Raw genomic sequence first — 19,582 nt, forward strand, 5'->3', positions numbered from 1 at the left:
CTCTTCAGCCGCTCATGAAAACGAGCGGCTGAAGAGTTCAGCGAGCCTTGCCGCAGTTACCCTGCGCTATCTGGCTGAGCATCAGCAGGGACGAGGAATAATAATCCTCCTGCTTCAACACTTCCGCCTGCAAGGATTGCGGCTGACCATCGAGCAGCGCGCGAATACCCAGCACTCCCCAGGAGGCCGCATAGGGTGCAACCTCACCAGAGGCCAGATCGACCCAGGCAGGCGGTGAAGCCGGATCCTTGCTGTGCCAGAACGTACTGACTGCGCGCCACTCACCGCGCTTGCCAAGTTCTGCCCAGGCGCCATACAGCGGCACGCGGACGGCATCGAATCCAAAGCGTGACGGCCAGCCTTCGGCAGGCTTCAGGGTGCCGTCAGCTCCCAGGGCGATCCAGTCAGATGGTAATTTGGCCTCACCAAACTGCGCGGCTTGAAGCAATTGCGTGCCGCTCTGGAAAAGCGCCGTCCAGGGACCTTCCGGTTCGATCCGCGCAAAGGCTTGCAAGGCAGGAAAGATCCAGTACGACAGGTTGATAACGGTTCCGTCTGGACGCTTGAACCCTTCCAGACCTGGCAGCAGCAGCGTATAGCCCTGGTCGCGCTGGATCAGATGCGCTGCAATGGCGTCACGAATCTGTTTCGAAGCCTTTGCATAGGCAGGGTTCTGCCAACGCTCACCTGCTTGCTGCAAGGCCCAGGCGATAAGGAGGTCCCCATCGGATGCGTTATTGCGATCGGTGACGGCAGGATTTGCCTTTGGGTCGTACCTCCACGAGAACAATCGGTCCTCACGCTGCAGGGTCTGCTTCGTCCAGCTCCAAAGACGGTCAAACGCCCTGCGATCACCATTGGCCTCCGCAATCAGCATCGCGTAGCCCTGGCCTTCGGAATGGCTGATGCCCTGGTTACCCGTATCGGTAACACGTCCTTGCACCGTCACGAACCGCTGCTGATAGATGTCCCAACCCTGCTGGCAGCTCAAGGGCTCACCTGAGGCAAGGGCTGAGGCCAGACAAAGCACAGCCAGGAGGACACATCGCCATGTTCTAACCTGCACAGCGAAACACCAGCGCGCCTTCGGGCGATTCCAGCAGACGAACCTGCAGCCGATGCTCCTCTCCCTGCGCCTGGAATATGTACTCATATAGACCCTCCAATACGGCAGCCAGGCTCCGGGTCCAGCGCTCGGAAGACTCAAGTATTGGATAGCCACCGTGCACGATCTCGATGGCCTTGCCCTGCACGCCAAAGCGTACCCAGCCCCAATCCATGGCCTTCCAGCGCTCGTTGACAACCCTCTCCAATGCCTCAAGTGTAGGCTGCTCGCTTAACGCCATGGATTCGCCCAGGCGAGCCCCTACCAGTCGCAGAAAACCCAGCGCATCGGTACTGCCAGCCGACTCATACATCTGGTTGATCAGCGTCAGAATAAGGCTGCCCCACCGCCCCCGCTCTTCTCGCGTGGACAAATAGGCAAGCGTCGCCTGTTCAATATCCTTGGACTGCATTACGGCAGGTTCTCCAGGTTGTGTTTCAAGTAGAGTTGTCCTGTGGTTTCGGAGTAATCACCAAAGGTATCGTAACTCAGCGCGCCGCCTACCTTGGTCTGCTTGCCCAGGCTGTATTCGAGTTTAGCGCCCGCATTCAGCGCAAGCCCGCTGTCACTGCTGCCCTTGTATCGGGCGCTGCTGACATAGCCCTGCCCTGCAAGGAACTCCATGCTCGACTGCAAGGCCTTGTCGGTCGGGAAGTAGTCCTCACTCTTCTGATTGAACGCCTGAAATCCGGGCGCCACGTTGAATTTCATGTCCCATTTGTCGTTGTACTTGGCGGTGTATTCGATCGGGAACGAGACGCCTACGTAATTTTGTGGGCTGAAATACCCGCCATGCCCGACGGTATAGCCGCTCAGATTCTTGTCAAAGCTATTCCAGCCGAGGTGAATCCCTGTCTTGAGTTCACGGTCAGTCTCATGGATGGGGCGAACGTAGGCACCGGCGTGGACTCCCAGGGCCTGGTTATCGGCAACGCCCTCTCCCCGATAGATAAAGTAGTCGCCACCATAGTAAGCCCCCACATCGCCATCGTCGTAACTGTACTCAGCCGCTATACCGGTCTTGGTGACGCCACCCCAGCGCTTACCCGTCAGCGGGTCCTTGGCACCTGCATAGGACAAGACACTGTCTGTTACTGCGCGCCGTTCGACGGCCAGGGACAACTTGCCGTTATCCCCGACCTTGGGCGTCCATTTGAACCCTCCTACCAGGTTTTGCTTCTCAAACCCGAGCGGGGTCGTGCCGACATCTGCCTGGAATTGTTCATGCCTGATTGCGGCGCTAAGCGCTACCCCGGAGTCGGACTGCGAACCCGGCTCGTAGGGCGCCATCACGGCGCTGGCGCGGTTATTGACAAGGCTTTCGAGCAAAGCGCGACCTTTTCCACCCAGCGCATTGCCGGTATCCGCGTTCAACAGCTCATTACGCACACTTTGCGCAGCGGTTTGCCGGTCAGCCGCCGTCATGTTGGTTCGGCTGTAATTGACGCTTTCGAGAAAATGCGTCGTAACCTTCTGCTCGAAGTTAAACGCCATCTGCCGATAGAGACTACCGGAGCCAAACCGGTTGGCGCTGTCGCCCTCCACCGACCCTGCGCTGACAGAAACAGGCATGGCGGTAAGCTCCAGCCGGGTATTACCGAACGGCACCAGCGAGACCGTCAACGGCGCATTGACTTCAGTCAGCCTGCTCAGGCCGGTATCGCCATCCCGTGCACGAATGTTCATGCCTCCTTGGATGAAGGGCATCCGCGCCTGTTGAAGATCCGCCAAGGTTCGCTGAATATCGGTCATCAATGGATCAGCTGGTAGACCTGAAGAGGCTCGCTGCGTGTGCAGATAGCCTGGAACAGCAAAATCAGCGCCTGCATCGGCCAGTATCAAAGGCGAGCCAGCCACCGCATACTCCTTGCGGAATGGATTGCCTTGCCCCAAGGCGGCCAACTCGGCAGACGAACCAGACGCCTGGGGGACCACGCCCTGTTGCTTGCGCTGAGCCGCTTTCAGAAGCTCGATGGCGGTGTCTGTCTTACCCTGAGCCTGGGCGATACGGGCTGAGAGGTAAAGCGAGGTGGCATCGTCAGTACGCCCGGCTTTCTTGAGAATGGCCGATGCGCGTGCCGGATCGTTCAATGCCAGGGCGGCATTCACACTACCCTTTATGGCGTCCTCGTTGGCAGGGGTCTGCGCCAGTACGTATTCGTACACACCCAGCGCCTCCTTGGGCATGTGTCCGCCATCATAGAGGCGTCCCATCGCTAACAGCAGGTCCGGGTCGCGCGGCGACTGTGCCAATGCAGCCATCAGCAGGTCATACGCTCCGGCGTTGTCGCCGCGCTTGCGCATCCAGTCTGCCTGATTGACAGCAATCCCCCGGCGCAAGCCGACCAGGCTGGCCTCATCCACTGCCGACAATCGCCCGCGACGCTCCAGCTGGTGCAGCAGCAGATCGGCTTCAGTCGTTTGACCGGCCTGACTCAACACTGAAACGACAGGCACATAATGGGTGACTGGCTGCTGGCCATCGTCACGCTCGAATGCTCTGACCAGCGACAATGCCCAGGCCGTTTGCCCCATATCTGCCAGCGCCTGAGCTACAGCGCCGCGTCCACCAAGGTCCGAAGGCGCATTATCGTAGAGTTCGCGCAGGGCCTGGCGCGCCTGGATCGGATTACCACCGGCGACGATCCTGCGTACGCGGGCGATACGGCTGTTTATTTCGGTACGCGCGATCAACTGAAGCATGTCCGGGGTACGAGCCGGCAAAGGAACACGCTCGATATAGCGCTGGGCATCCTCCCAGCGCGCCTGCTCAATGGCGAATACGGCGGCGGCGTGCAAGGCTTCCGGATCGTTGCGGCGCGTATCCGGCTCCATAAGCGCCTGGGCCTGTACCGGGTCGGAACCGTGCAACAGCCGTGCATAGGCCAAGCGGATCCAGGGACTGTTTGGCGCAATGGCCAGGGCCTGCGCATAGAGTTTCAGCGCCTGTTCATTATTACCGGCCACGGATGCCTTGCGGGCACGCTCGCTCAAGGCCTGCGCTTCTACCTGCTCAAGGCTGCCTGCTGCCTGTTTGGCCACGGCAGGGTGCGCCTTGAGCAACGCCAACGCCTCGGCACTGCGTTGTTGCATGAGATAGCTGTTGTACAGCCCCAACCCCGCGGCAGTGTCATCCGGGCGCGCGCTCAATAGAGGTTTATAAACGGCTTCCGCCTCGACTGCCTTGCTATTACGCAGCAGAATGTCGCCATAAAGCAGCTTGCCCGAGCGCCCCTGCTCACCTGTTGCCTGCGCCAGCGCCCGGGCCTGCTGCTCGGCCTCCATCAGGCGGCCCCGGTCACGTAAAGCGCGCACGGCGGTGAGTTGGCCGTAAAAATCGGCGTTACCTATGGCCTCCGCCCAACGAGCACGTTGCGTCGGATCAAGACGACTGGCCCGCTCAAGGCTGCGCTTGGCCGCTTCGTAATCCTGGGCGCGCAATTGGATGATCCCCAGGCCGCCCCAGGCCTCGGCATCCTGTGGATCTTCCTGAAGCGCCTGTTGGAATTTACGGGCAGCCACATCGAGCCGACCTGCGTTCAAATCCTTGAAGGCTGCTGCCCTTGCCTGCCCTTGGGCGCTCTCGGCCTGAGCGTTGACCACCGTCATGAAGTGCTGAACGACCTCGGCATCATTCGGATTGACCTGGGCGTAGCGCTCATACAGCGCCTGATCGGAAGATTCCGCACCCAACCACAGCAGCGCCTGTCGCCAGGATTGCCGCGCCTCAGGCACCGAGCCTGACAGTTCGGCCAGCTGATGGATTCCCTCCCGCCGCGTCTCGTCCCGGTAGGTCAGCGCCTCGGCAAGCGCCAGACGCGCCTTGAGGTCGGCTGGATTGCGGCGAACCTGCTGCTCCAACCCCTCGCGCCCCTGCACCCAACCGTTTTTTGTGCCTGCAAGCGTCTGGTAGTACTCAAGCGCCAAGTCATCTGGCGGAGGATTGCCGTTGAAGAGCGTTCTGTAGCGCAGGGCAGCCTCGTCAGCTTTACCTTGGCTTGCCAGCTGACGTATTTGCGGCAACTCGCTGCGATCAATCGTCTTGGCCTGCGCCTGGTTTTGCAGGGTCTCGATGCGGGCGCTGTCCGGGTGCAGTTGTTTGAGTTTCTGCAACCAGCCTTCGTAGGCCGCCCTGTCAGTACCCAGGGCAAGCTGAGCCTGGCGGTACAGGACCTTCTCGGATGCCGGATCAACCTGTAAAGCACGGTCGAGCGCCTGACGAGCCATGTCCGGCCGGTTGCGGCTCTGCCAAAAGCTGGCTTGCTGCAGCAAAACGTCTATACCCTGATTTGCAATCGCCGTATCAGGCAGATTGGCATAGGTCATTCCGCTGAGCGCGCACAGCATCGCGACCGATAAGGTTTTCAGCGCATACTTCGGCATGATCAATTCCTTTTGCCCAGTCGCTTGTGGGCCTGGAGCCTGAGCAATGTGTGAAGCCCAAATGCCGCCAGCACTGCTGCAAGCAACAACAACCCCATCAGGACCAGGGGCCGCTCACTGAACAGCCAGCGCACATACATGAACCAAGGCAACTCGCCATAGGTAAAGCGCAGCCCGGTACGAAAGCTCTCCACCTGACCATCACGGCCAAACAAGGCGATATCGCCTCTGATCTCGGCGCTGTGTTCCGGGCTGTTCAAATAGGTAATGACATTAGGCAGGCGTTCTGGCTGGCTAGCCAATGCCATCACTACGACGCGCTTGTTGTTGAGGGGTGACTGGCGGCTGACAAACCCCTGAAAATCCCGATAGCCCGCCAGCGTGCGGTCGGCTGCATCTATCTGGCGATCCCAGTCGCCCAGCAATACTGTTTCAAGCATGCCGGTTGGCGTGAGCGGCTGGATACGAAGCCGGTTCTGGGTGAGTGTGAAGGACGAGCCCTGGAACAGCGTCTTGAAATCCAGCCGATCACTGATCTGGCCAACCACCAGCCAGTCGCGGTCCGCGACTTCAGGCAGATGTGTGGTTCCCAAGAGCACGGTTGCGTTAAGGGCAGGATAGCCCGTGGCATCACCGAAACGCCCCATCAGCGTCAATAAGGCCTCAATCTCACTGGCGCGGGGTGAATGAGGCAGAATGAGCGCCGTCTGGGAAAGATCGGCCATACGTGTAAAGGGAAAGCCGGCGCCAACGAAGAAAGACAGGTTGGGCAGCTGTGAAAAGTGCTTGGCTCCACTCAGGTCAATCACTGAGTCGCCGTCGATGTAGCTATGCGCTGACTCCGGCAGCACAAGGTTGCAGTCTTCGGTGCTGGTGACCTGCTGGTTGTAGTAAAACCCTAGCTGGTTATCGCCATAGATCAGATACGGCGGCACCTCGATCACTGCATCTTCCTGGCGGCTGGGGTAGCCCAGCAGTGACTTTACCTTTTCATACAGGCCCGGCTTGAGTACCGATACTGAACTCAGGTATTGCCCGTTAAGTGAGACATCCAGTCGGGAGCGTGCGGCGTCGTACCAATCCCCTTCGGGGAAGCGAAACCGTATGCGCATCGGCACATTGTCGCCTTCCCAGAGAAAGTTATCGGGTGCAGCGCGAAAACCTATCTTGATGACACCTGGAAAGAGATTGTCGCTGGTCAGCGCCTCAGGCTTTGCCAGATCAGCGAAGCGGGTAACCTGATTGGAGATCCAGCGCGGCGCATCGTAAGGCCGGCGGGCCGGGATCGAAAACGGCGCTAAATTAGCAGCTTCCCCTTTCAGACGATCCGACCTTAGTACCAGATTCTGAGCGGCGACGCGGACTTCCGATGCATCACGCCCCAGCACCAGCAGGAGCTTGCCCAGGGAATCACGGGGGTTATCGACCACGGCCAGCATGGGACCCTCAATCGCTGGCAGGGTTAAACCTGTAAAGGATTCGCGTGCCGTGCCAATGAGAACGGCATTCCCCATCGGCAGCTCATTGAAGCTGACCGGAAATTCAGCGCCACGAAAGCGGGACTGCATACCAAACCAAGAGGCGACCATCGCAGCGCTTTCTATCTCACCCGCTTCAGGTTGATCGGGCAGTACCACAGGCAGGCGCAGGCGGCTCATGTCCGCCTCATCGAAAAAGGGTGCCGGCAGCAGCGCCAGATCGCGCGTAATAGGCAGCCGCTCCAGAGCCAGCTCCAACGTGGAGGCAGGGTCTATTCTGGCCCACAGCGCAGGATGTAACGGGTTCTCACATTGTTGTGAATAATGCGCATCAAGGCGCAGGTTCAGCCGATTATAAGGCAGGAGAAGTAGCGGATTGATGGGCAGGTCGACGTCCAGTCCCGAGGCGGTAGCAGGTACCAATGGAATGTTCTGAATCAGCTCATCGTTGACCGATACCTGCAGGACGCTGCTCTCGGCTAAAAGCTTGTCGGAATAGCTGAGGCGCAGGTGCAGCGTCGCGCCTGTAACCACCTGCTGGCGGTTGATGGAAAAAGCTACGCCCGCCTCCCCTCGCCGCCCCTTCAAGATCAGTGCATCGGACACGCCCAACCGGCTAAGGCTGATCGATTCAACCCTGCCGGGCATAGCAGGCATGCCAGCAGAGGTTATTGTACTGACGGGTGGCGGCAAGGCCGGGAGCGGCGGAAGGGGCTGTTCATCAGCCTTGGACGGCAAGGAAATAATACACAGCACGGCAACAACCACCAGGGCGGCGGCAGGCATCAGCGCCCTGGCAAATCCCCGTGGCTTGCGAGCCTTGGTTGCGTTGCCGGGCAAGCGTCTGGTCGGCCGCCTGACCAGTAGCGCGCCCGATCGGATCACATTCCACAATGAGCGCAGCGGGTTATCTTCCTGTGTTGGGTGCGTCTTGAGCCAGGCATCTGGCCGCCCCATGACGATAGCCACCAAATCGCGGCGTTGGGCAATTGAGAGGGGTTTGTAACGCAACTGCACATAGCCATCGCGGGCATTGACCATGTCTGTGCCCAGGATCAGAGGCGACTCGCCATACTGGATCTCGATCTCCTCGACTGGCGCGGACAACTCACCGCCCTTATAACGAAGCCGCGCGCCACCCATGGAAATATCCACCGACTCGCTGCGCACCACACGGCCATCGGCCAGGTACATGAGAATCGGCAGATTGACAGCGAGCCGCACGGTCTGGCGCACCTGCCGGGTCTCGAGTGCCGCTGCAATGGCCGCCAACAGGATCAACATGTTGAAGACTGTCCAGCCAATGTTGAGCATCAGCGTGAACAGATCCGGCCGAATTGCTTCGATCCAGAAATACTTGGCAATACCAAACAGGATGCCAGCACACAAAAAGCCCACCGTAATCAGGTGCGGCTTCACCACAGGAAAATCGAAGAAGCCCCGGTCCAGCAGATCGCCCTTGTCCGTCACGTTGAACTTGCCCTTCCTGGGGTTGAACAGCGTATAGAGCGTGGGCTTGATCAGGTGAAAGGCCAGCACCGTCTCGTAGATTTCCCCCCAGAAGGAATGACGGTGTTTACCCTGGATACGGGCGTTTGTCAGGATCGACAGCACCAGATGCGGCAACGCATAGGCAAAAATGGTCTGCGCCGAGGCAGCGATGATGTTCTGCCCCAGCAGCAGGAAGGCCAGCGGCGATGTCAGGAAGACAAAGCGCGGCAGGGCAAACTGGAAATGCAGCATGGCGTTCAGATAGCAGAGCCGCTGAGGCAATGCTAGGCCCCGCCCGAGCAGCGGGTTATCCAGCCGGAAGATCTGCGTCATGCCTCGCGCCCAGCGCATACGCTGACCGACATGCAAGGCCAGGCGCTCTGTTGAAAGGCCTGCCGCCATGGGGACGCTGATAAAGGCTGTGTTCCATCCCTTGCGCTGCAGCTTGAGCGCCGTATGCGCATCTTCGGTTACGGTCTCGACGGCAAATCCGTTCGTATCCTCCAGGGCCTTGCGGCGGATGATAGCGCAAGAACCGCAAAAGAACGTGGCATTCCACAGGTCGTTGCCCTTCTGAATCGGGCCATAGAACAGCTCATCCTCACTGGGAACCTTACCCTGGGTACTGAGGTTGCGGGCAAACGGGTCTGGCGAATAGAAGTGATGTGGCGTCTGCACCAAGGCGAGTTTGGGGTCATCGAGGAATTGCCCGACCGTGGCCTGCAGGAAAACCCGGGTCGTGACATGATCGCAGTCGAAGATGCAGATCAGGTCGCCGTGGGTCTTGGTCATCGCATGGTTGAGATTACCGGCCTTCGCATGATTGTTGTCCGGCCGAACGATATACCCCACGCCTGCGGCAGCGGCATATGCACCAAATTCGGGTCGACGACCATCATCGAGTACATAGATCCTGAGCTTGTCGGCCGGGTAATTCAGATTCTGGGCAGCCAGGATCGTATCCTGTACTACGCTCAGGCTCTCGTTATAGGTCGGAATGTAGACATCCACGCTTGGCCACACCGAGGTATCGGCTGGCAGACGGCTGGGCCTGCGCTCAAGCGGCCAGGCACTCTGGAAGTAGCCCAACAGCAGGATGATCCAGGCATAGACCTCGGCCAGGTACAGACCGATGCCCAGAACCCACTCCACGCCATTGCTGAAATGCAGCGTCTCGGTGGTACGCCAGTAGAGATAGCGTGTCGAAAGCGTGATCGAAATGACCACCAGCGTCAAAGTGATTCGGGAAGAAGGGTTGCGCTTGAGCACCATCGTAAACAGGATGGCAGCCACGCTCAGCAGCAGCTGCATCTCGATACTCATCGGCACCATGATGATCAGTGCAAGGACAGGCAACGCCAGAACAACAAGCCCGCTGGCTGCGAGCTTTCCGACTCCAGAATTCATCCTTGATTCCTCAGGAATACTGCCGTTGACGCGTATCAGATACAGGTGTGGTCTGCTGCTCAAGCGCGGCCAGCAATCGCTGCGCAAGCATATCGAGGTCATGGGCGGCGGCCGATGCCGAATCGAATGCGAAAACCGATTGCTGACTTGCCAGCGCCTCAGGCAGTGACTCGTCACGATGAATCATGCCCAGCAATGCACCACCGCAGCGCGCCTGCAGAAACACCGAGACGTCTCGATTGAGGCGCCGCCGCCGATCCACCTGATTGACTACATAGCGCACGGTTTCCGTTCCAGCACTGCCAAAGAACTCACCGGACTCGATGTCCGGCAGCAATGCAACCGAGCCTGCATCGGCCAACAGTACCGCTATGCAGAGATCCGCCTGATGGATAAGTGCGCTCAGAGAAGCGCTTGGGCCAGGCGGCGTATCTGCCAATACAATCACATTGGGAATCGTGAGCAGATCTGCCAGCCCTTCCTTCAGAAAAGAAGGATCATTGAGCAGGCGGTGCTCGAACGCCAGACGCGTCGTTGCGCTAACCCGTCCGTATGGCAGCACCTGAATATTGCTTGGAGAGGTTACCTTTAGCTGCCGCCAGTCTGCGCCCGCCAGAGCGCTTTCAACAAATCCCTGACTCAGCCCGAGCGGCAACCCAAAATGCAGGCGCAAAGCGTTCTGCACGTCGAAGTCAACCAACACTACTGGACGCCCTAGACGCTGAAGTGCATACCCCAGGCTGGCCGTCACGGTCGTCTTGCCTACACCGCCCTTGGGAGAGGCAACACAGATTAACGGCATGTGGCAATACTCTTGAGTAGCGCTTTCAGAGAGCCCTGAGGTTGAAGGTCTACCTCGTCCACTGCCGGTTTAATTTTGAAGATATTGCCAAACGGGTGAGCGCCTGAGGCAGGCTTGGCCTGGACATCCACCGGAGGAGCGATGCCTGACGAGGGCTCACGCGCCTCTTGTAAGGGATTGCTCGTCACCACTGGAATGGCCTCGGTAGAGACCGCAGAAGAAGAATGGATAACAGGTAATGGCTGATCAACAGGCGAGGCAGTGGCCTCGAGAAGTGCCCACCCTAGCGTATCCCCTGCTTGAGCCGATGCCCCAGACTGCCGGCTCAGGTTTTCTTCATTAAGGCTGTTAATGTAGTCCCGGATGTCCCGCTCGCTCATGATAGCAATCGTCTGTATGGCAATTTGCTATCATTTTAATACCTAATGCACAATCGATCATTATCTTTTGCGATATTTGTCACATTATGGAGATCCGCCAGATAAATGGCTGTTTAATCCCTACAGGCGGAAAGCTGACAACGCGTGCTAGTCATTTCACAGGCTGTATTGGCTATAAACCGGTTTGCTGCATAATGTCTGTTTCTTGTAACAGATCGCTCGGCTATCACCTTTTCATCTCGGCCCAGCCTTCTTTTGGGGTTTGTTAATGCTGAAATTCTTCCGCTCCGTTTCACTTGCGCTAGGCCTTCTGCCTCTGGGCTTACCCGCTCTGACCTATGCTGACACTGCCGTGCTGCCACCTAAAGTGCAGCAGCTCATGCAAAAGAACAAACTGGCCAATGACGAGCTGTCCCTGGTCATGATTCCGCTGGATGCTGCCGGAAGCGCTGACTTTTACAATGCCGATGTTTCCGTAAACCCTGCTTCTACCATGAAGCTCATTACGACATTTGCGGCGTTGGAACTGCTAGGTCCTACCTATCAGTGGAAGACGGAGTTCTATACCGATGGCCAGCTCCACAACGGAGTGCTCAACGGCAACCTCTATCTCAAGGGCGGTGGCGATCCAAAGCTGAACATGGAAAAGCTGTGGCTGATGATGCGTGATCTGCGCGCCAATGGCGTCACCCAGGTCAACGGGGATCTGGTTCTGGATCGCGGCCGCTTCATCAAACCCGAACTTCCTGTTTTCAACGATGACGGCAACGATGAGAACAAGCCGTTCCTGGTTGGCCCGGATGCCTTGATGGTCAATCTGAAGTCGGTCCGCATGGTCATTCGTGCCGATGATGGCAAGGCCAGCGTCTCGATGGACCCGCCGTTGACCAATGTGCGGGTTGAGAATCAGGTCAAGGCCGTAGGCAAGGGCAAATGCCCGGCTTGGCCTGAAATACGGTTCAACCCAGTCACGGAAACGGACGGTACAGCCCTCATCGTGACGGGCAACCTGCCTAGCGGTTGTAGCGCTCAGAGCTACCTGTCACTGCTGGATCACCCAAGCTATACCGCAGGTGCCGTACGCGCCATCTGGAAGGAACTGGGCGGCACCATCATGGGCAAGGACCGGGAGGGTACAGTACCCAAGAGCGCAGAGCTGCTGGCTCGCTCCTTTTCGCCTGATCTGGTCGAGATCATTCGTGATATTAACAAATACAGTAACAACACCATGGCGCGACAGCTGTTCCTGTCCATTGGTGCCCAATACCGCACCAGCGCGGACGCGAATGATGGCGTAGCGGCGCAGCGTGTGATTCGTCAGTGGCTGGCCCGCAAAGGTATCACCGCCACGCACCTAGTCATGGAAAACGGCTCGGGACTGTCCCGCGATGAGCGCATCAGCGCGCGGGAAATGGGCCTGATTCTTCAGGCAGCCTGGCGAAGCCCCTATGCCTACGAATACATCTCTTCCCTGCCCATTGCAGGCATGGACGGCACGCTGCGCAAGCGCCTGAAGAATACACCCCTGCTCGGACAGGCCCACATGAAGACGGGAACGCTCAATAACGTACGTGCCCTGGCCGGCTTCAGCCGGGATGCCAATGGCAGGACGTGGGCGGTGGTTGCGATTCTGAACAGCAGCCGTCTCTGGGGTGCGTCCAGCGTACTGGATCAGGTTATGGTGGATCTGTACAACCGTACCAAGCAGGACAGCACTGCTGCTCGCTGAGAACAGCGGCTACGGGAGGGCTTCAGCCCTCCCGCTCCCAGGCACACCGTGCCCGCAAGTCATCTTCCTGTGGGCTATGGAAGCCTTTCTCAGATTCCCAACGGAACGTATGAGTACCGCTCAAGGCAGTTTCCAGATGCACCACGGCGCTGGCCCAGTAGAGGCGTTTGAGCAGGGCCTCGAACTCTTCGACCCATAATTTCCACTCATACTCGACGCCTTCGTAACTTGCGCCAAAGTGAATGACTTGGGTTTTATAAAGACCTGCGCCGGCCTGCTCGCACTGGCTGAACATCTCCCGCCCCAGAAATGCCCAGGAATCATGAGGGAGATTGGCCAGGACACGACGATTCAAAGCCCGGCGCATCCGGCGCTCCATGGAGTCGCTCGTCGGCCAATCCTTGATGCAGCCATACACTATGGATTCCGAATCCACGGAACACTCCCTCTTTGCTACTCCTTGGGCTTTTATCACAGCCGCCTGGCCGATTAAACGCCGCGCAACACCTGAATGATCGCTCCGTGATGCAAGGCACTGAGACGAGTGAAATAAGAAGAGGTAGCGCAGAAAAGACAAAACCAGAGCAAGCAACGCTTGGCTCTGGTTTTGTCTCACAACTGACATCGGCAAGGCAGGCCGGTGAAGAGAACCCTACTCTCTTGCACCTCTTTGGGCAAGAATTTTCTCCTACGCACCAAGCAGGGGCAAAAAGCGGGGAGCAGTCGGTCTCTATCGATTCGTAAACACTTGATTAGGAAAGACTTTTCATCTTTAAGCCGTCGACGCTAGATCATTCCCAGCAACACCAGCACGAGCAGTACGACCAGCAACACGCCCACGATTCCAGACGGGCCATATCCCCAGCTGCGCGAATGCGGAAACACGGGCAATCCACCAATCAACAGAACAAGCAGGACCAGAACCAATATGGTAGTCAGCGACATGATGCATCTCCTTATAACCGCTACGGGAATCCACAGCACAGGTCACTTCCCATCACCGAGACCGGAAAAGCTCGGGGAGTAAGAAGAAAGCGTACCTGTACTATCGGACTGCTACCCCTGCGGAAAAGTCCTGTAACCGTTTCGCTTGTTGACGAGAAGCACACTATTTTCTGTTTAGTACGGCTTGGGCACAGGCCCCTTCAATAATTTAAGAAACATCAGCGAAACCGTTTGTGCGTCCCCAAGCGCGGTATGCCGCCCCGTCACCGGTATGTCCAATGCCCGCGACAAGGTGTCAAAGCGCAAATCCAGGTGCACATCAGGAAACAAGCGGCTGACCTTGCGATGATAGAGAGCCGACACTTCTATCCGGGGATTCGTCAGTCTAGGCATCCCGTAACGGCGGAAATGACGACTGAGCACGGCGATATCAAAGGACACGTAATAACCCAGCAGCGGGCGATTTCCGATGAAGTCTTGCAGTTGTCTCAGGGCATCCTGGATATTGAGCTGCCCCTCCAGATCCATCCGACGTAGCTTGTGAATGCGGATCGATTCGGCGTCCAGACTGGGTGGCGGCTCGACGTACAGCTCAAGACGTTCCCCTACCTGCATCTTCCCCTGTCGAATGAGTATGGCACCCACACTGAGAATATCGGCCCGACGTGGATCAAGGCTGGTCGTTTCCAAATCCAGCGAAACGATCTCATCGGCGTCCATCGGGTCATGCCACCACCAATGCAGGCGTTGCCGCCAAAGGGGCCAATGCAAATCAGGTCTTGAGATGTAGGCAGCCATCAACGCGTATCCAGATGAAACAGACGTCCCAGGGTTTGCTTGAATTTTTTAACTACATGGAGGCTGAAGCGCAGCAGGTCTCGCTCGGCCCGGCTCAGGATCGACACATCGATACCTTGCGTTAATCCACTCCTGTCGCCTGCCAATTGCTGTGACAGCCGTAGCTGCATGAACAGCTCGAAAGCCTCAGCGAGGTTATCAGCCATGTTTCGATCCAGAACGCCCCGCTCACCCAGCATCTGCAGTCTGCCCAAGGTGCCACGCACCATCAACCCGTCTCGCAGGGCCAGTATTCGGGTCCCATGAACGATCGGAAAAAGACCTCCACGCTTGATGTCCAGGCGTTCACCGGATGTTTTAAGTCCGCCAAACAAGGTCAACGGCGTATCGAACTGCAAAGCAGCCAGCGCCATATCGCTCAGCCATCGCTCCCCCGGGCCAGACCACACGCTCAGCTGAGCCTGCACAGCCATAAACCAATGCTCATTTCCGGCTACAGGGTGGGCATCCATTAGAATGGACAGACGCAGCAGCTGCTCAGGATGCCCCTCGCGGGCGGCCGTCAGTAGCTCATGCCGCCACTCACTGACAGGTTTGCACCACACCGTATTCGAGGCCATTACCCTTCCTGGGCATTGAGGATAACCAAACCCCATGAGTGCCTCGTTGAAGCGGGCCATCCAGGCCAGAGCTTCCTCGTTTGCAATGTCGTCTGCATGGATCAGCGCATTATCCTGATCGGTCTTGAGCAGTTGCTCTCCTCGCCCCTCACTTCCCATGACCACCAGGCAACAACGGGAGCGATACGCTACAGGAACACACTGCTCGAAGACGCGCGCCAGCAACTGCTCATTCAGCGCGCTGACCAACTGCATGATAAAGCGCAGCCGGATGCCATTACCCTCCAGGGTAGCAATCAACGTATCCAGGGTTTCGGCGGCTCGCTGCAATTCATCGAGCGTTTCGGCGCGGGCGATCCGCAGCGCCAGAACATGAGAGTGGGTGGAAAAGAGACTCAGCACCTGGGTCAGATGCAACAGGCCGATTGCCTGATTGCCGCGCCTGACCACGACCCGTTCGATGCGTTGGCGGGTCATGAGAATCATGGCATCAAACAGAAAGTCGCCCAGCTCTATAGAGGCCAGCGGCTGATGCGCCAGCGTCCCGATAGGTGTCTCGTCGCCCAGCCCCTGCTGGAAATGAGCAACCATCAGGTCCGTTCTGGTCACAATACCCAGCCCTTCAAAGCCGTCTTCCAGCCGGACCAGCAACGCATCGGCGCCGACCTTTAGCTGCGTACGGGCAGCCTCGCCCAATGACAGATCGGCACCGACTTCCACCGCAGGCAGCAGATGCTCACGGGCAATGCGGGTCAGAATGAACTCCGCCAGATTCTGCCCGTCCCGGCGTGCCAGTTGCCGCTTGGTGGCAAGGCTTGCCTGGAAATAAGAAGCAAACGAGGTATTTCGCTCGCACAGTTCATGAAACATCTTGGCGTTGAGTTCGTAGACAATGCTCTCTTCAACAGCTCGATAGGCATGCCGGGTCTGCCCATCAAAAAGCCCCCGCACATCAAAGAGATCGTCCGGCCCATAGTGTGCAAATAGCTGGTCGTCCTTGCCACGCTCCTCAATGACACCCTTCAGCACGATATAGAGTGCAAGCGTGACGCTACCCGGCTCGATCAGTATCTCGCCAGGCACGTAGTATCCGACCGATAGCGCCGAGCGAAGCAGGTTGCGTTCATACTCACTGAGTGAGTCGAACGGGGCTGCCTCGAAGTTGAAATTATCCGGCATGACGCGAATTCGCCTGAAATGAAAACGGCAGGCCCTGACGAGCCTGCCGATTCAGTACGACTTAGTGAGCCACTGCGCCGGAAGCGCCAAGACCCGTCTGAGAGCGAACGAACTGCGGGAAGAATCGAGCACGCTCTTCATCGGCTGCGGTAGATTTGTCCGTAATCGAGAAGAACCAGATCCCGACGAACGCTACGAGCATGGAGAACAGTGCTGGATACTCATAAGGGTAGATCGCCTTTTCATGACCCAGGATAGTGACCCAGATGGTCGGACCCAGAATCATCAGAGCTACCGCTGTGATCAGCCCCAACCAGCCACCAATCATGGCACCTCGCGTGGTCAGTTTCTTCCAGTACATGGAGAGCAGCAGTACCGGGAAGTTACAGCTGGCCGCGATCGAGAAAGCCAGACCCACCATGAAGGCAATGTTCTGCTTCTCGAACAGAATACCCAAGCCGATCGCAACCACGCCCAGCGTCACAGTGGTGATCTTAGAGACACGCAGCTCATCCTTTTCGTTGGCATTGCCTTTCTTGATCACGCTGGCATAGAGGTCATGGGACACCGCCGAGGCACCCGCCAGGGTCAGACCTGCTACCACCGCCAGGATGGTTGCAAACGCTACCGCCGAGATGAACCCCAGGAAGATGCTGCCACCCACCGCGTTGGCCAGGTGCACCGCCGCCATGTTGTTGCCACCAATCAGGCCACCGGCAGCATCCTTGAACGCAGGATTGGTGCTGACGAGCAGGATCGCGCCGAAACCGATGATAAAGGTCAGGATGTAGAAATAACCGATGAAACCGGTAGCGTAGAACACGCTCTTGCGAGCTTCTTTGGCATCACTCACCGTGAAGAAGCGCATAAGAATGTGCGGCAGACCTGCTGTACCAAACATCAACGCCAGCCCCAGAGAAAAGGCTGAGATCGGGTCTTTTACCAGACCACCAGGACTCATAATGGCTTCACCCTTAGGGTGAACGGCAATTGCCTGGGAAAACAGCGCACTGAAGTCGAAGTTGACGGACTTCATTACCATGATAGCCATGAAGCTTGCGCCCGAAAGCAGCAGCACCGCCTTGATGATCTGCACCCAGGTAGTGGCCAGCATGCCGCCAAACAATACGTACATGACCATGAGGATGCCGACCAGGATCACCGCCACGTGGTAGTCAAGGCCGAATAGCAGCTGAATCAGCTTGCCGGCACCTACCATCTGAGCGATCAGGTACAACGCCACCACCACCAGCGAACCGCAGGCAGACAGGGTACGGATTTCCTTCTGCTTGAGACGGTAGGAGGCAACGTCGGCAAAGGTGTATTTGCCCAGGTTACGCAAGCGCTCGGCAATCAGGAACAGAATGATCGGCCATCCGACCAGAAAGCCGATGGAGTAGATCAGGCCGTCATAACCCGACGTAAATACCAGCGCGGAAATACCCAGAAAGGAGGCGGCAGACATATAGTCGCCTGCGATTGCCAAACCATTCTGAAAGCCCGTGATGCGACCGCCAGCAGCGTAGTAATCTGCCGCTGAACGGTTGCGTTTGGAAGCCCAATAAGTGATCCCCAATGTCCCCGCCACGAAAGCAACGAACATTACGATAGCGGCCACGTTCAAAGGTTGCCGTTGAACGGCACCGGTCAACGCATCGGCAGCCCAGGCAGCCGGAGCGAACAGAGCCAGTCCCATTACTGCAGAGAGAGGCGCTTTCATTATTGAACCTCCTTCAAAATGGCACGGTTAAGCTGGTCGAATTCACCATTGGCACGGCGAACGTACACACCTGTCAGGATAAAAGCAGAGAGAATCAGACCGACACCGATCGGAATTCCCCAGGTAATCGGACTATCCGGGTTGATCCGAGCACCTAACACATGTGGCGCAAAGGCGATAAGCAGGATGAAGGCGACGTAGAGTCCTAACATGATCAGGGAAAGCAGCCAGGCAAAACGCTCACGCTTGGCAACCAGTTCTTTGAATTGCGGATTTTGTTCTATCCGCCGGTAGATGCTGTCGTTCATTATTGTTGTCCTCACAGCGTGACGGGGATCGTCGATTTGTACTCTAGGCTACCGGCACCTGACAGCCAGACGACTTTAGTCGTAACCGGGATAAAGGGGCTGTTTCGCGGGATAAAGGGTAAAGGCTTAAAAGTGCGACCCTACAGCCCCGCTGACGCGGCGGGACTGGAGCGGTCGGCATATGGCTCGGATGCCGAATACGCTTATGGCGGCAACAGCAACGTGGGCTATCCGGCCTGATCAACCATAGCTATTTGTGTGACGGCATGTGTCTCGAGAGTTGTCGGCGGGCCCGCTAGTAATCCCACAGACTGCGCCACCCTTCCAGCGGATGATGCCCTTCGGCATCGAGCACCGAGACGCTAGCAGTCATCCCGGCACTCAACTGCACCTCTGGCGGCACATCCAAAAGCTCTACGCGGACCGGAATACGTTGCGCCAGTCGTACCCAATTGAACGTGGGCTGAACTTCCGCCAATAGCTGCTCGTCCGGGCTTGCGTTGCGGTCGGTGATTCCGCTACTGATGCTGGCCACACGCCCCTTGAGAATCCCCTTGTGGCTCATCAGGCGGATATTGACGGCATCCCCTACTGCAATATGCGGGATCTTGGTTTCCTCGAAATAGGCCATGACGTAGAAAGAGCGCGTATCAACCAGCGCCATGACAGCTTCACCGGTACGCACGTAATTACCTTCGGCAAATCGCAGGTTCGTGATGCGCCCTTCACGAGGCGCCAGCACTTGGCTACGCGCCAGGTTAAGCTCCGCCAGCCGGATATCCGTCAGCGCTTCCTGATACTGACTCCGTGCCACAGCAGCGTTGATCTGCGCATTTTCCCTGTCTTCGGCACTGATGGCGCTGACACCCAGACGATTACGGCGCTCAGCCTCGCTCTCACGCAAACGCAGCTGCTGTTTGCGTGTATCGGCAACGGCGCGGGCGTGGTTGAGGGTAGCCTGATAGCGCTCCCGGTCGATCTGCATGATCAGATCACCTTTCTTGACCAGCTGATTATCCTTGACGGGCAGACGGGTCACCCAACCAGCCACATCGGGCGAGACGACCACGACATCGGCTCGAACACGCGCATCACGCGTCCAGGGCGAGAGCATGTAAAACCGCCACAGCCATAGGCCAGCCAGCACCGCCACCATCACCACGACCACTGTAATCGCTACACGGGCCACCTTGCGCATCATGCCCTCCTCATCCAAGCGTTCATATTCACCTTGACC

Annotated in this window: 14 protein-coding genes; 1 reads left to right on the forward strand and 13 read right to left on the reverse strand. The window is 57.7% G+C overall.

Annotated elements, in window-relative coordinates; genetic code table 11:
• Positions 1 to 37: 37 nt before the first annotated feature.
• Genes HMPREF1487_RS02740 through HMPREF1487_RS02765 form a run of 6 tightly spaced genes read right to left on the reverse strand, consistent with a single transcriptional unit; the run spans position 38 to position 11,046 of the window.
• Positions 38 to 1,066, reverse strand: coding sequence for a family 8 glycosyl hydrolase (locus HMPREF1487_RS02740; RefSeq protein ID WP_037029628.1), 1,029 nt, complete (start codon positions 1,064 to 1,066; stop codon positions 38 to 40).
• Positions 1,056 to 1,517, reverse strand: coding sequence for a cellulose biosynthesis protein BcsD (gene bcsD, locus HMPREF1487_RS02745; RefSeq protein WP_010795070.1), 462 nt, complete (start codon positions 1,515 to 1,517; stop codon positions 1,056 to 1,058). Before bcsD ends, HMPREF1487_RS02740 begins: the two co-directional genes overlap by 11 nt.
• On the reverse strand, positions 1,517 to 5,488 hold the full coding sequence (locus tag HMPREF1487_RS02750) for a cellulose biosynthesis protein BcsC (RefSeq protein WP_010795071.1): 3,972 nt from the start codon (positions 5,486 to 5,488) through the stop codon (positions 1,517 to 1,519). The genes bcsD and HMPREF1487_RS02750 overlap by 1 nt, the downstream gene beginning before the upstream one ends.
• A 2-nt stretch (positions 5,489 to 5,490) precedes the next feature.
• A complete protein-coding gene (bcsA, locus tag HMPREF1487_RS02755) occupies positions 5,491 to 9,864 on the reverse strand; it encodes a UDP-forming cellulose synthase catalytic subunit (RefSeq protein ID WP_010795072.1) in 4,374 nt (1,457 codons plus the stop codon).
• A gap of 10 nt (positions 9,865 to 9,874) precedes the next feature.
• Complete coding sequence (gene bcsQ, locus HMPREF1487_RS02760; RefSeq protein WP_010795073.1) at positions 9,875 to 10,666, reverse strand: cellulose biosynthesis protein BcsQ; 792 nt, start codon at positions 10,664 to 10,666, stop codon at positions 9,875 to 9,877.
• Positions 10,657 to 11,046 (reverse strand): hypothetical protein, encoded by a 390-nt coding sequence (locus tag HMPREF1487_RS02765; RefSeq protein ID WP_010795074.1) that lies wholly within the window; start codon positions 11,044 to 11,046, stop codon positions 10,657 to 10,659. The genes bcsQ and HMPREF1487_RS02765 overlap by 10 nt, the downstream gene beginning before the upstream one ends.
• A 268-nt stretch (positions 11,047 to 11,314) precedes the next feature.
• Here HMPREF1487_RS02765 and dacB point away from each other — a divergent pair, with 268 nt between their 5' ends.
• Positions 11,315 to 12,775, forward strand: coding sequence for a D-alanyl-D-alanine carboxypeptidase/D-alanyl-D-alanine endopeptidase (gene dacB / locus HMPREF1487_RS02770; RefSeq protein ID WP_010795075.1), 1,461 nt, complete (start codon positions 11,315 to 11,317; stop codon positions 12,773 to 12,775).
• Positions 12,776 to 12,797: 22 nt separating this feature from the next.
• Here dacB and HMPREF1487_RS02775 read toward each other — a convergent pair whose 3' ends face one another.
• The 7 genes from HMPREF1487_RS02775 to HMPREF1487_RS02810 form a co-directional block, all read right to left on the reverse strand.
• Entirely contained in the window at positions 12,798 to 13,211 is a 414-nt protein-coding gene (locus HMPREF1487_RS02775; protein ID WP_010795076.1) for a hypothetical protein, read from the reverse strand.
• A gap of 350 nt (positions 13,212 to 13,561) precedes the next feature.
• Entirely contained in the window at positions 13,562 to 13,720 is a 159-nt protein-coding gene (locus tag HMPREF1487_RS26675) for a DUF3309 family protein (RefSeq protein WP_010795077.1), read from the reverse strand.
• Positions 13,721 to 13,894: 174 nt separating this feature from the next.
• Positions 13,895 to 14,518 carry a 3'-5' exonuclease gene (locus tag HMPREF1487_RS02790; protein WP_010795078.1) on the reverse strand — a complete coding sequence of 208 codons (624 nt, stop codon included), beginning with the start codon at positions 14,516 to 14,518 and terminating at the stop codon, positions 13,895 to 13,897.
• On the reverse strand, positions 14,518 to 16,317 hold the full coding sequence (locus tag HMPREF1487_RS02795; RefSeq protein ID WP_010795079.1) for a DUF294 nucleotidyltransferase-like domain-containing protein: 1,800 nt from the start codon (positions 16,315 to 16,317) through the stop codon (positions 14,518 to 14,520). The genes HMPREF1487_RS02790 and HMPREF1487_RS02795 overlap by 1 nt, the downstream gene beginning before the upstream one ends.
• A 61-nt stretch (positions 16,318 to 16,378) precedes the next feature.
• Entirely contained in the window at positions 16,379 to 18,037 is a 1,659-nt protein-coding gene (locus HMPREF1487_RS02800; RefSeq protein WP_010795080.1) for a cation acetate symporter, read from the reverse strand.
• The gene (locus HMPREF1487_RS02805; RefSeq protein ID WP_010795081.1) at positions 18,037 to 18,345 is read right to left on the reverse strand and encodes a DUF485 domain-containing protein; all 309 of its coding nucleotides are present in this window, start codon (positions 18,343 to 18,345) and stop codon (positions 18,037 to 18,039) included. Before HMPREF1487_RS02805 ends, HMPREF1487_RS02800 begins: the two co-directional genes overlap by 1 nt.
• 295 nt (positions 18,346 to 18,640) lie before the next feature.
• Complete coding sequence (locus HMPREF1487_RS02810) at positions 18,641 to 19,543, reverse strand: efflux RND transporter periplasmic adaptor subunit (RefSeq protein ID WP_010795082.1); 903 nt, start codon at positions 19,541 to 19,543, stop codon at positions 18,641 to 18,643.
• Positions 19,544 to 19,582 lie beyond the last annotated feature (39 nt).

This window comes from Pseudomonas sp. HPB0071 (assembly GCF_000478505.2).
GTDB classification, from domain to species: domain Bacteria; phylum Pseudomonadota; class Gammaproteobacteria; order Pseudomonadales; family Pseudomonadaceae; genus Chryseomonas; species Chryseomonas luteola.